We start from the raw sequence: 12530 nt of genomic DNA on the forward strand, positions 1-12530 counted from the left end.
CCTCGTTTCGGGGCTCGCGCGGGACGAAAAAAAGCCGCTCCGTGGAGCGGCTTTTTGTTTCGCACGCGTAGGGTGACGCGGCGGCTTACGACTCGAACGCTGCCGTGTCATCGGCGGCTTCGAGATCGGTTTCGCTGTCGGGTGAAAGCGTGGTTGCGCTCGTGCCCACCGCGTGCGCGCCGTTCGACGCCGCGATCGTCGTGGCCGACGCCGATGCGTCCAGTGCCGGATTGCGCAACTTTTCGAGCACCGACTGCGGCACCGGGATATTGGCGCGGCCGATCACGTCGCCATGCTGGAACATCAGCAGATCGCCGGGCTTGAACGCGGTCCACACTTCGTTGTCGGTCAGCGGCTTGGTCGCGATGACTGCGACGCGGTCTTCGGGTGTCGTGTATTTGGCGAAATCGATCGACACGTCCGCGTCGACCAGATGCGCGGTCGAAAACGGCCAGCGACGCACGACGTAATGCAGATGCGTCGAGCAATGCGCGAACAGGGCCTGGCCGTTAGACATCAGGAAATTGAACACGCCGTACTGCGTGATTTCACGCGTGAGCGTCTCGAGCGCGGCGAACAGCTCGTGAAGCGGCGGCTGCTGCGCGCCCGGAAAAGCCTTACGCAAACCTTCCAGCAGCGCGCAGAACGAGAGTTCGCTGTCGGTCGTGCCGACCGGCTGATACACGCCGTTCAGTTCCGGCGCGTAAGCCTGCAGGTCGCCGTTATGCGCGAAGATCCAGTGACGCCCCCACAGTTCGCGCATGAACGGGTGGCAGTTTTCGAGCAGGATGTGCCCTTGCGTCGCCTTGCGGATGTGCGCGATCGTGTTTTTCGATTTGATCGGATAGCGCTTGACCATCTCGGCGATCGGCGACGTGGCCGACGATTGATGATCGATGAACAAGCGGCACGCCTTGTCTTCAAAGAAAGCGATGCCCCAGCCGTCGGCGTGGTGATCGGTGACGCCGCCACGCGCCGCAAAGCCGGTAAAGGAAAACGTGACGTCCGTCGGCGCGGCGCAGTTCATTCCGAGAAGTTGGCACATGTTGCAGGTGAGCCTGTGAACGGAGTGAGCCGTTACAATGATGATCTTCCAAGCATATCACCGAGCCGAACCCGCCAAATAGCGAAATTGACATGTGTTTGGGCCGCTACAACGCGGTTTGACCGGTCGATCAGCGAGGCGCCCGAAGTCTCGTATTCCTGCCATGACTGCTTCCAACGTTTCCCCCGATTCCGTCACACTGGTCCGTCCGGACGACTGGCATCTGCACGTGCGCGACGGCGCGATGCTCGCGGCCGTGCTGCCTGACACCGCGCGCCAGTTCGGTCGCGCGATCATCATGCCGAACCTGAAGCCGCCGGTCACGACGACCGCGATGGCGAAGGCATATCGCGAGCGCATCATCGCCGCGATTCCCGAGGGCGCGAAATTCGAGCCGCTGATGACGCTGTACCTGACCGACAACACGCCGCCCGACGAGATCCGCCGCGCGCGCGAGAGCGGCTTCGTGCACGGCGTGAAGCTGTACCCGGCGGGCGCGACGACGAACTCCGACGCGGGCGTCACCGATCTGATGAAGTGCGCGAAGACGCTGGAAGTGATGCAGGAAGTCGGCATGCCGCTGCTCGTGCATGGCGAGGTGACCGATTCGGACATCGATCTGTTCGATCGCGAAAAGGTCTTCATCGATCGCGTGATGATGCCGCTGCGCCGCGCATTTCCGGCGCTGAAGGTCGTGTTCGAGCACATCACGACGAAGGACGCGGCCGACTACGTCCGCGAAGCGGGCGTCGCGCCGGAACTGCTTGGCGCTACGATCACCGCGCACCATCTGCTGTACAACCGCAACGCGATTTTCCAGGGCGGCATCCGTCCGCATTACTACTGCCTGCCGGTGCTCAAACGCGAGACGCATCGCGTCGCGCTGGTCGAGGCGGCGACCTCGGGCGATCCGCGCTTCTTCCTCGGCACCGACAGCGCGCCGCATCCGAAGGGGCTGAAGGAACACGCGTGCGGTTGCGCGGGCTGCTACACCGCGCTGCACGCGCTCGAGCTCTATACCGAAGCATTCGAGAAGGCCGGCGCGCTCGACAAGCTCGAAGGCTTCGCGAGCTTCCATGGTCCGGACTTCTACCGTCTGCCGCGCAATACGGAGAAGGTCACGCTGCGTCGCGAGCAATGGACGCTGCCGGCCGAGCTGCCGGCCGGCGATACGCCGGTCGTGCCGCTGCGAGGCGGGGAGTCGATTGGCTGGCGTCTCGTTTGAGGCTGCGGTAGATGCGGGAGCGTGAGGCGGGGCAGCGCGCTGCCAATATTGATAAGGCGGCGAAAGCGGGCTCCGCGGTAGACCATGAAGCCGCGGCGGCCAAAGCTGCGCGCGGCATGGCACCCGAGCCTCAGCCACCGTGCTTCGCCGCAATCGACTGGTCGAAGCCGTGGTTCGCGCAATTCGCCACACGCGGTCAGCGTTGGCAGCAAGCCGCGCTGAGCGGCTACGCGGACCTTCTCGCCGCGATGAACGCCGACGCCGCCCAGATGCAACAGACCACCGGCCGCGGCCAGCCTCTTGCGTTCATCGCGCAGGACGACCTGCCACCGGGTGCCGCGTACGAGGGGCATATAGCGTCGACCGGTTGCGTGCCGACGCGCCACAATCTGCACGACTTCTTCAACGGTTCGATGTGGTTCGCGTTTCCGCGCATCAAGGCGGCGCTGAACGCGCGCCAGTCGGCGGAGCTCGACGTGCTCGGCGTCGGCCCGACGCGTGGCGGTGTGCGCGACATGCTGACCCTCTTCGACGAAAACGCGCTGCTGTTCGCTTGCGCCGATTCTTCGCTGAGCGCCGCGCTACGCGGCTTCGAGTGGCAGACGCTGTGCGTCGCGTGGCGCGATGCGTGGGGGCGGAGCTGCGAAGTGCGGTGCTTCGGCCATGCGCTGCTCGAAAAGCTGATCGCGCCGTTCAAGGGCTGCACCGGCCATGCATGGATCGTCGACGTTCCGGCAGAGTATTTCGAATGGGACACCCCGACGCGCGACGCATGGCTCGATGAAGCCGTCAGCGCGGCGCTGCTCGGCCCCGGCGCTTTGACGAGCCGCATGTTCGCGCCGCTGCCGGTGCTCGGCATTCCGGGCTGGTGGCCCGAGAACGAATCGCCGGCGTTCTATGACGACACATCCGTGTTCCGCACGGGGCGGCGCAAGCGCTAGGCGCTTCCAAGTTCGGTGTTAAAATTCGCGCCAGCAAAGCAGGCTAGGCAGTCGCGGCCTCGACGGCTTCGGCCAACGAGGGCGAGGAAAGTCCGGACTCCACAGGGCAGGGTGATGGCTAACGGCCATCCGTGGCGACACGCGGAACAGGGCAACAGAAAGCAAACCGCCGATGGCCCGGCGCAAGTCGGGATCAGGTAAGGGTGAAACGGTGCGGTAAGAGCGCACCGCGGCTGTCGCAAGGCAGACCGGCACGGTAACCTCCACCCGGAGCAATTCCAAGTAGGCAGGCGCGCATCTTCGCGATGCAGGACGGGGCCCCCGTCTCGTCTGCGGGTAGGAAGCTTGAGCGCGTCAGTAATGGCGCGCCTAGAGGAATGGCTGCCACGCGGGTCGAGTCTTCGGGCGCGGCGCGTGCACAGAATCCGGCTTATCGGCCTGCTTTGCCGCTGAATAAGGAAAGCCGGCGTCCGTTGGGACGCCGGCTTTAATGAGATGGTCAGCCTGACCGAAACAGCCCGATCGGCTTACGCTGATCGGGCTGTTTCCTTATGGGAGATCGTCATGGACACCATCTCGTTGATTGGAATCGATCTTGGCAAGCATTGCTTTCACCTGCACGCACAGTCCGCATCGGGCCACATGGTGTTGCGCAAGAAGCTGACGCGCAACCAGATGTTCACACTGCTTGCCCGTGTTCCGAGCTGCACGGTGGTCATGGAAGCCTGTGCCGGCGCTCACTGGGTCGCCCGTCGCCTCCAGGAACTTGGGCACCACCCGAAGCTGATATCCCCGCAGTTCGTCAAACCTTTCGTGCAAGGCAACAAGAATGACTTCGCCGACGCGCAAGCGATCTGCGAGGCCGCGTCACGTCCCAGCATGCGGTTCGTCAGTCCGCGCAACGAGGTGCAGCAGACGATCTCAGCGCTGCATCGGGTACGCGAAGCGCTGGTGCGCGACCGTACCGGCACGGTCAACCAGATTCATGCCTTTCTACTCGAGTTCGGCGTGAGCCTGCCCAAGGGGATGGGCGTCATCCGCCGACTTCCTGCCGTGCTGGCCTCGCATGATCTGCCGCCGCGACTAGTCGCGCTGCTCGAGCGTCTGCAGGCACATTTCAAGTACCTCGACGAACAAGTCGCGCAACTCGAAAGCGAATTGATCCGGCAACTGCGGGAGGACGAACGCAGCCAGCGCCTGTTGGAAATTCCCGGCATCGGCCCAATCACGGCCAGCGTGCTGGCAACCGAATTGGGCGACGCCCACCAGTTCGCTTGCGCTCGCCAGTTCGCCGCATCCATCGGGCTGGTTCCACGCCAATACAGTACCGGCGGCAAGCCCACGCTGCTGGGAATCAGCAAGCGCGGCGATAAGAATTTGAGGCGACTGTTAGTCCAGTGCGCGAGAGCGCTCATGCTGCACATCGAGCGGCACGCCGATCGCCTGGGGGCCTGGGTCCGCGACCTGCTGGCCCGACGGCATTCCAACGTGGTCGCTTGTGCGTTGGCCAACAAATTGGCGAGGATCGCCTGGGCCATCCTCGCCCGCGGAACACACTACCAAAGTGCTCAGGCTGTGGCCGCAGCCTGACTGTGCGCCGCCTACGTTACTCCTTCTGACCCAAGTCACTTCCTGGTTTTGCGACGCGAGATACGTGAAGACATAAACGGCTCAACGGCCGAGCAAGCAACCTGGCAAAGCAAATAGTATTCCGATACTGCGGCTTTTTTAAGGTTTGCCCGGCGCGGCTCTCATCATGGGGCGGGAACCTGTTCCCACAACGACCCCGGATAGATTTGCGCAAGCCCAATTTACGTCAACACCACCTCGCTTGCAAAAGTCAGGCTGACCATAGATTTCATTTGGGGCGGGGTGGCGGCCGTGGCCGCCATCGCTTTCGCGCTCAGAGCGCGACGATGTCGAACGAATGCGTGAGCTCGGCGGTCTTCGCGATCATGATCGACGCCGAGCAGTATTTGTCGTGCGAGAGGTTGATCGCGCGCTCGACGGTCGCCGGGTTCAGATTCTTGCCCGTCACCGTGAAGTGGAAGTGGATCTTCGTGAACACCTTCGGATCTTCGCTCGCGCGCTCGGCCTTCAGCGTCACCGAGCAGCCGGCGATCTCCTGGCGGCTCTTCTTCAGGATCATCACGACGTCGTAGGCGGTGCAGCCGCCGGTGCCGAGCAGCACCATTTCCATCGGGCGCGGCGCGAGGTTGCGTCCGCCACCCTCGGGTGCGCCGTCCATCGCGACCAGATGACCGCTGCCCGTCTCGGCCGCGAACGCCATCCCGTCTTGTCCCATCCAGCTTACTTTGCATTCCATGCTGTCACTCCCACCGCGCATCGCTTTGTCGAGACGGCATTGTAGCCCGGTGTCTGACGATTGGCGCACGCTGAGCGCATCCCGCGTCCATGCACGGCGATTGCTTTCTTGTTGCGGTGCGGAATGGGCGGGCGGTTCCAGAATTCCTCGGGCAGTTTAGGGTCCTTACTCTTGGGCATGCCTGATGCGATTCGAATTCTTTGGCCTTTAGTGCTTGATCCAAAAGGAGTTTCGTCAAATGTCCTCCGTGCATCGAATCTGTCACATTATGAAAACTCATTTCACAATGCAAATCTTCTTGCGTTGCACAAGGGTGACTCTTATAATTTACTCCATCGTTGCAGCAGTTCTGCAACCTCCGCTGTCTCCTCCACCTCCTCCTTTGGTGGATTAAACCCGAGCCGCTCGTTCGGGTTTTTTTTCGCCCCCGTTTGTCAGGCGTTTCGCCCCGTTTCCTGGCCGCTCGCGGCGAGCGCATCGCACGTTTTGACTTGCCAGCACAAATTCCTTTATAATTCAGGGCTTTTCCGCATCCGCGCCCGCGGAAGAAGAACCAGGGAGAGCCTGCACGCGCCTCGATGCGCACACTACAAGCAGGAAAGAACACATTGGGCGCAGCAATTTTTTTGGATCGATCATGAAGACGTTTTCCGCAAAAGCCCATGAGGTGACGCGCGAATGGTACGTGATTGACGCGACGGATAAGGTTCTCGGGCGTGTCGCCAGCGAAGTGGCACACCGTCTTCGCGGCAAGCACAAGCCTGAATTCACTCCCCACGTCGACACCGGTGATTTCATCATCGTCATCAACGCCGGCAAGCTGAAGGTCACGGGCAACAAGGTTACCGACAAGAAGTACTACCGTCACTCGGGCTACCCGGGCGGTATCTATGAAACGACGTTCGGCAAGATGCAGGAACGCTTCCCGGGCCGTGCGCTCGAGAAAGCGGTCAAGGGCATGCTGCCGAAGGGTCCGCTCGGCTACGCGATGATCAAGAAGCTGAAGGTCTACGCTGACGCAACGCATCCGCATTCGGCACAACAGCCGAAGGCGCTCGAGATCTAAGGGGAGCCCACATGATCGGTAACTGGAATTACGGCACGGGCCGCCGCAAGAGTGCCGTCGCTCGCGTGTTCATTAAGGCAGGCAAGGGCGACATCGTTGTGAACGGCAAGCCCATCGCCGACTACTTCTCGCGCGAAACGTCGCTGATGATCGTGCGTCAACCGCTGGAGCTCACGAACCACGGTGTCACGTTCGACATCAAGGTCAACGTGACCGGCGGCGGTGAAACGGGGCAAGCCGGTGCGGTTCGCCACGGCATCACCCGCGCGCTGATGGACTACGACGCAACGCTGAAGCCGCAACTGTCGAAGGCTGGCTTCGTCACGCGTGACGCTCGTGAAGTCGAACGTAAGAAGGTCGGCTTCCACAAGGCGCGTCGCCGCAAGCAATTCTCGAAGCGTTAATCGTTTCGGGCGCGAACCGGCCTTCACGCCGGTTTGCAGCAAAAGCCGCCAACGCCACGCGCGAAGGCGGCTTTTTTTATGGTTCGCCGGGGTTCGCGGGCCGGTCTCGTTCGCCCAAGCGGCATCGGCTCGCCTTGCATCGACCTTGCAGCAAGAACCCATTGATTTTGTGGGCTTCAGCACGATATCCGGAACAGCCCTACAATATCGGCTAAAGCTATTTGGAGAGTTCGAATGAACGCAGTCACCGACACCCCCGTGACCGAGATGCCGGCCCCCTTCGTCTTCACCGACGCAGCGGCTGACAAGGTCAAGCAACTGATCGATGAGGAAGGTAACCCGGAGCTCAAGCTGCGCGTGTTCGTGCAGGGCGGCGGCTGCTCGGGCTTCCAGTACGGCTTCACGTTTGATGAAGCGATCAACGAAGACGACACCGTGATGAACAAGAGCGGCGTCCAGCTGCTGATCGACTCGATGAGCTACCAGTACCTGGTCGGCGCAGAGATCGACTACAAGGACGACATCAACGGCGCGCAGTTCGTCATCAAAAACCCGAACGCGAGCACGACCTGCGGTTGCGGTTCGTCGTTCTCGGTCTGAGCGGACAGGCTCTTCGTGCCACAGTGAAAACGGTGCCTCGGCGCCGTTTTTTTATTGTTTTCGCGCCGCAGAGGCAACCCGCGACATCAAGAGGCGTGGGTTTGTTCGCATCTGCCTTTTCTCAGCGCGGATAAATAGCCCCCAACACCCGCTCCGCGGATGCCCCGGTCACGCTTGGCAGACTGCCCGGCAGACGCGCGATGCAGCGCATCGCGAGCCACGCGAACGCGAGCGGCTCGACCTGGCTCGGCGGCACGCCGAGCGCGTCGGTCGTCATCACGGGCACGCCGCTTACGCCGCTGTCTTCGAGCGCCTGCTGCAACGCCTTCATGATCTCCGGATTGCGCGCGCCGCCGCCGCACACGTACACGGCCCGCGCATCGGATGCATGCCGCTCAATCTCGCGCGCGACCGTCACCGCGGTCAGCGCGACGAGCGTCGCCTGTACGTCGGCTGGTGCGAGCGCGGAGAACGGCTCGAGCTTCGCATCGAGCCATGCGGTGTTGAACAGATCGCGGCCGGTGCTCTTGGGCGGCTGCTCTGCGAAGAATGGTTCGTCGAGCAACGCGTTCAGCAGCTTGCGATCGACCTGGCCAGTCGCCGCGAAATGACCGTTTTCGTCGAATGGCTTGCCGAGCTGGCGCTCGGCCCACGCGTCGAGCAGCGCGTTCGCCGGCCCGCAGTCGAAGCCGCGTACGCCGCCGGTCGCGTTCAGGATCGTGATGTTGCTGATTCCGCCAAGATTGCAGACGACGCGCGTTTCGTCCTTCGCACCGAAGATCGTCGCGTGAAAAGCGGGCACGAGCGGCGCACCCTGGCCGCCTGCCGCGACGTCGCGGCTGCGGAAATCGGCGACCACGTCGATATGGAGCATTTCCGCGAGCAGCGCCGGGTTGTTGATCTGTCGCGTATACCCCTTTTCCGGCCGATGCCGCACGGTCTGCCCATGCACGCCGATCGCACGGACGTCATCGGCCGATACGCGGCTGTCGCGCAGCAGATCGTGGCAGCACACCGTGTAGCGCGTCGCGAGCGCGTTGGCGGCGAGCGCCTCGCGCTCGATCTCGTTGTCCCCCGGCTGTTGCAGCGCGAACAGCGCTTCGCGGATGCCGGCCGAAAAGCCGACGAACGCCTCGGCCAGCACCTCGGGCGGCTTCCCTTTGGCAAACCGGACGGCCACACCGTCCACACCGTCCATGCTGGTTCCCGACATCAGTCCGAAATAGATGCCGTCTGCGGGATCTTGCGCCACGTCGCTGCTCCTGTCGAGGTTCATTCCGATTTGTTGTAGCAGATTATCGGCGCAAACGGCGAAGGTGACGCGAGCCGCAACGAATTGGCCTGTCGCGGGGCCGTGCGGGGCGCGTGAGTGGGCGCGGCGGCGCGCATCTATGGGACAATCCTGTTTTTTCGCGACTTCACGTTTCCAGCATGAGCACCGAGTCCACCCAGCCCAATCCCGCTTCCGCCTTCCCGATCACCGACGAAGTCCGTCACGCGCTCGCCGTGACCAGGCGCGGCGTCGACGAACTGCTGATCGAAGACGAATTCGCGCAAAAGCTCGCGCGCAGCGCGGCGACGGCCAAGCCGCTGCGCATCAAGCTCGGGCTCGATCCGACTGCACCCGACATCCACATCGGCCACACGGTCGTGCTGAACAAGATGCGCCAGTTGCAGGACCTCGGCCACACGGTGATTTTCCTGATCGGCGACTTCACGTCGCTGATCGGCGACCCGTCCGGGCGCAACGCGACCCGCCCGCCGCTCACGCGCGAGCAGATCGAATCGAACGCGAAGACCTATTTCGAGCAAGCCGCGCTCGTGCTCGATCGCGACAAGACCGAGATTCGCTACAACAGCGAATGGTCGATGCCGCTAGGCGCCGACGGCATGATCAAGCTTGCGTCGCGCTACACGGTCGCTCGCATTCTCGAGCGCGAGGACTTCACGAAGCGCTTCCAGGGCGGCGTGCCGATCTCGATCCACGAATTCCTGTACCCGCTGATGCAGGGCTACGACTCGGTCGCGCTGAACGCGGACCTGGAGCTCGGCGGCACGGATCAGAAGTTCAACCTGCTGGTTGGTCGCGAGTTGCAGAAGCAGTACGGCCAGGAGCAGCAGTGCATCCTGACGATGCCGCTGCTCGAAGGGCTCGACGGCGTCGAGAAGATGTCGAAGTCGAAGAACAACTACATCGGCATCAGCGAAAAGCCGACCGACATGTTCGGCAAGCTGATGAGCATCTCCGACACGCTGATGTGGCGGTACTTCGAACTGCTGTCGTTCCGTCCGATGGACGAAATCGCCGGCTTCAGGCGCGAGGCCGACGCGGGCCGTAATCCGCGCGATTTCAAGGTGATGCTCGGCCAGGAAATCGTCGCGCGTTTCCACTCGCAGGCGGACGCCGAACGCGCGCTCGAGGACTTCAACCATCGCGCGAAGGGCGGCGTGCCCGACGACATCCCGGCCGTGACGCTCGCGGGCGCACCGCTCGCGATCGGCCAGTTGCTGAAGCAGGCGAACCTCGTACCGTCGACGAGCGAGGCGCTGCGCAACATCGAGCAAGGCGGCGTGAAGATCGACGGCGCCGCGGTGTCCGACAAGGGCCTGAAGGTCGAAGCGGGCGAGTACGTCGTGCAGGTCGGCAAGCGCCGTTTCGCGCGCGTGACGCTGACGGCGTGATCGCGCTGATCCAACGCGTGCGGCGCGCCGAAGTGCGCGTCGCCGATCGCGTGACCGGCGCGATCGACGCGGGCCTGCTCGCGCTCGTCTGCGCGGAGCGCGGCGACACCGAGGCCACGGCCGACAAGCTGCTCGCCAAGGTGCTCGGTTACCGCGTGTTCAGCGACGCGGCCGGCAAGATGAACCTGTCGGTGCAGAATATCGACGGCGCCGGACGCGCGGGCGGCCTGCTGCTCGTGTCGCAGTTCACGCTCGCGGCCGATACCAACAGCGGCCTGCGCCCGAGCTTCACGCCAGCCGCGCCGCCCGACGAGGGCAAGCGCCTGTTCGGCTACTTCGTCGCGGCCGCGCGCGCGAAGCATCCGATCGTCGAGACTGGCGAGTTCGGCGCGGATATGCAGGTGTCGCTCGTCAACGACGGGCCGGTCACGTTCTGGTTGCAGACCAACGCGTAAAAGAACGCAAACGTTCGAGCATGCCGTCGCCGCAGGCGAGCCGTGCCGCTGCTTTTTGCGACAATAGTCGCTCGACACAACCGCGAACGACACCTCTCTCATGACGACGCAGATCCTGTTTATCCGGCACGGCGAGACCGACTGGAACCGCATCAAGCGCATTCAAGGCCACATCGACATTCCGCTTGCGACGACCGGCGTCGCGCAGGCGCGACGTCTCGCGCAGCGCCTCGCCGACGAGGCGAAGCAGGGCGCGCGGCTCGACGCGATCTATTCGAGCGACTTGCAGCGCGCGCAGCAGACCGCGCAGCCGATCGGCGAGGCGCTTGGCCTGCCGCTGCAGTCGCGCGAGAACTTGCGCGAGCGCTCGTACGGCGCGTTCCAGGGCCATGACAGCGACGAGATCGCGCTGCGTTTCCCCGACGAATACGCGCAGTGGCAAACCCGCGATCCCGGCTTTGCGCCGCCCGAGGGCGAGTCGCACCGCGTGTTCTACCACCGCATCGTGCATGCGATCGAGCCGCTCGTCGCCGCGCATCCGGGCGGGCGCATCGCCTGTGTCACGCATGGCGGCGTGCTCGACTGCGTGCGCCGCTTTGCAACCGGCATGCGGCTCGACGCACCGCGCGACTACCCGCTGCTGAACACCAGCCTGAACGTCGTCGATTACGGGGACGGTCGCGCGACGATCGTGTCGTGGGCGGACGTAGCGCATCTCGACGCGGGCAGCGCCGACGATGATGGTTTCAGGAAGGGACCGGGGCGGTAAGAAAAGCCGGGCAATGGCCCGAGACGCGTGGCGCAATCAATCCTGCTCCCGCACCGCCGCCGCCGCGCGCCGCCGAGCCCGCTTCGATACTCCATTGACCAGCGCCCAGCGGATCACCGGCGCGACGACCCGCACGGCAGGCCGCGCGAAGATTCGACGCAGCGCCGCGTGGCGATTCAAGCCGAGCATCGTCTGCGCCCAGTCGGGCAACAGATCGACCCCCGCGTTGAGCATCAGCGTGCCGGCGGGTCGCATCGCGAAGCTCGGTGCCGGAGCGTTCATCAGAATCCTCACGACTTCGCGCGTGCGCTCGCTCGCGACGAGCGCGGGCCGCATCGCGAGCAGGTACGCCTCGATCTCGGCGCGCGAGCGCGGAATATCGACGGCGCCGAGCATTTCCGCGATGCGCGCGGTTTCCGCGAAGTATTGATCCTGCGCCGCGACGGACAGCACCGGATTCACATAGCGCAGATGCGCGGTCATGAAGCTCGACACTTCCGCGACGTGCACCCACGTCAGCAGCGCGGGCTCGCTCGCGCGATACGACTGGCCGTCCGGTGCGACGCCGGTCACGTCGAGATGAATGCGCTTCACGCGCTCGATCAGCGCGAGCGCATCGTTCTTGCTGCCGTACGTCGTGCCGGCGATGAACGTCGCCGTGCGACGCAGCCGGCCCAGGATGTCGGTGCGAAAGCTCGAGTGATCCCAGACGCCCGCGAGCGCGAGCGGATGCAGCGCCTGAAGCAGCAGCGCGCTGATGCCGCCGGTCATCATCGACGTGAAGTCGGCGTGGACCTTCCAGCAGACGGAGTCCGGCCCGAACAGACCGGGGTCGCCCGGCGGCGACGAGTAGTCGAGCACCGGTCCGCTGCCGGTCGTCAGATGCGTGACGCCGGAGGCGAGCTTCGAGCGCAGGCGGTGGGTGAGGCGCTGCGTGAAATTGCCGGACGGGTCGCCGGCGGGATTCACAGGTGAACGGTTGGAAGGGCCGGGTTGCTGGGTCTGGTCTGACATCCT

General features: G+C 63.9%; 13 protein-coding genes and 1 other RNA gene. 10 read left to right on the forward strand and 4 right to left on the reverse strand.

The genetic code is table 11. The annotated features are described in order from the left end of the window. Positions 1-85 precede the first annotated feature (85 nt). A complete protein-coding gene (locus OKW30_RS21250; protein ID WP_184050901.1) occupies positions 86-1045 on the reverse strand; it encodes a class II glutamine amidotransferase in 960 nt (319 codons plus the stop codon). 163 nt (positions 1046-1208) lie between these two features. Here OKW30_RS21250 and pyrC point away from each other — a divergent pair, with 163 nt between their 5' ends. The 4 genes from pyrC to OKW30_RS21270 all read left to right on the forward strand — a co-directional run bounded on the left by pyrC (position 1209) and on the right by OKW30_RS21270 (position 4801). After that, positions 1209-2270, forward strand: coding sequence for a dihydroorotase (gene pyrC, locus OKW30_RS21255; protein WP_429347501.1), 1062 nt, complete (start codon positions 1209-1211; stop codon positions 2268-2270). An 11-nt stretch (positions 2271-2281) separates the two neighbouring features. After that, positions 2282-3211, forward strand: a complete 930-nt coding sequence (locus tag OKW30_RS21260) for a DUF3025 domain-containing protein (RefSeq protein WP_429347502.1) — start codon at positions 2282-2284, stop codon at positions 3209-3211. A gap of 35 nt (positions 3212-3246) precedes the next feature. Further along, positions 3247-3660, forward strand: an RNA gene (rnpB, locus tag OKW30_RS21265) — RNase P RNA component class A. A 115-nt stretch (positions 3661-3775) separates the two neighbouring features. Next, positions 3776-4801: an IS110 family transposase gene (locus OKW30_RS21270; RefSeq protein ID WP_184074570.1), complete on the forward strand. Its 1026-nt coding sequence runs from the start codon at positions 3776-3778 to the stop codon at positions 4799-4801. Positions 4802-5114: 313 nt separating this feature from the next. Here the strand turns inward: OKW30_RS21270 and OKW30_RS21275 are convergent, their stop codons facing one another. Further along, on the reverse strand, positions 5115-5537 hold the full coding sequence (locus OKW30_RS21275) for an OsmC family protein (RefSeq protein ID WP_026226035.1): 423 nt from the start codon (positions 5535-5537) through the stop codon (positions 5115-5117). Positions 5538-6174: 637 nt separating this feature from the next. Here OKW30_RS21275 and rplM point away from each other — a divergent pair. The 3 genes from rplM to erpA all read left to right on the forward strand — a co-directional run bounded on the left by rplM (position 6175) and on the right by erpA (position 7607). After that, positions 6175-6603, forward strand: a complete 429-nt coding sequence (rplM, locus tag OKW30_RS21280; RefSeq protein WP_013090508.1) for a 50S ribosomal protein L13 — start codon at positions 6175-6177, stop codon at positions 6601-6603. 11 nt (positions 6604-6614) lie between these two features. Next, positions 6615-7007, forward strand: a complete 393-nt coding sequence (rpsI, locus tag OKW30_RS21285; protein ID WP_184066716.1) for a 30S ribosomal protein S9 — start codon at positions 6615-6617, stop codon at positions 7005-7007. Positions 7008-7241: 234 nt separating this feature from the next. After that, on the forward strand, positions 7242-7607 hold the full coding sequence (gene erpA / locus OKW30_RS21290) for an iron-sulfur cluster insertion protein ErpA (protein WP_027198818.1): 366 nt from the start codon (positions 7242-7244) through the stop codon (positions 7605-7607). A 121-nt stretch (positions 7608-7728) separates the two neighbouring features. Here the strand turns inward: erpA and OKW30_RS21295 are convergent, their stop codons facing one another. Beyond that, positions 7729-8859: an anhydro-N-acetylmuramic acid kinase gene (locus OKW30_RS21295; protein WP_429347503.1), complete on the reverse strand. Its 1131-nt coding sequence runs from the start codon at positions 8857-8859 to the stop codon at positions 7729-7731. A 179-nt stretch (positions 8860-9038) separates the two neighbouring features. On the opposite strand from OKW30_RS21295, the gene tyrS reads away from it, so the two are divergent. The 3 genes from tyrS to OKW30_RS21310 all read left to right on the forward strand — a co-directional run bounded on the left by tyrS (position 9039) and on the right by OKW30_RS21310 (position 11513). Next, on the forward strand, positions 9039-10289 hold the full coding sequence (gene tyrS, locus OKW30_RS21300; RefSeq protein ID WP_184066713.1) for a tyrosine--tRNA ligase: 1251 nt from the start codon (positions 9039-9041) through the stop codon (positions 10287-10289). After that, complete coding sequence (gene dtd, locus OKW30_RS21305; protein WP_429347504.1) at positions 10286-10744, forward strand: D-aminoacyl-tRNA deacylase; 459 nt, start codon at positions 10286-10288, stop codon at positions 10742-10744. The genes tyrS and dtd overlap by 4 nt, the downstream gene beginning before the upstream one ends. Before the next feature lie 100 nt (positions 10745-10844). Next, positions 10845-11513 carry a histidine phosphatase family protein gene (locus OKW30_RS21310; protein ID WP_184066707.1) on the forward strand — a complete coding sequence of 223 codons (669 nt, stop codon included), beginning with the start codon at positions 10845-10847 and terminating at the stop codon, positions 11511-11513. 36 nt (positions 11514-11549) lie between these two features. Here the strand turns inward: OKW30_RS21310 and OKW30_RS21315 are convergent, their stop codons facing one another. Then, entirely contained in the window at positions 11550-12527 is a 978-nt protein-coding gene (locus OKW30_RS21315) for an oxygenase MpaB family protein (RefSeq protein WP_184066704.1), read from the reverse strand. Between the last annotated feature and the right edge of the window lie 3 nt (positions 12528-12530).

Origin of the sequence: Paraburkholderia sp. Clong3, assembly GCF_050436485.1 — a bacterium.
Classification (GTDB): Bacteria; Pseudomonadota; Gammaproteobacteria; order Burkholderiales; family Burkholderiaceae; genus Paraburkholderia; species Paraburkholderia tuberum.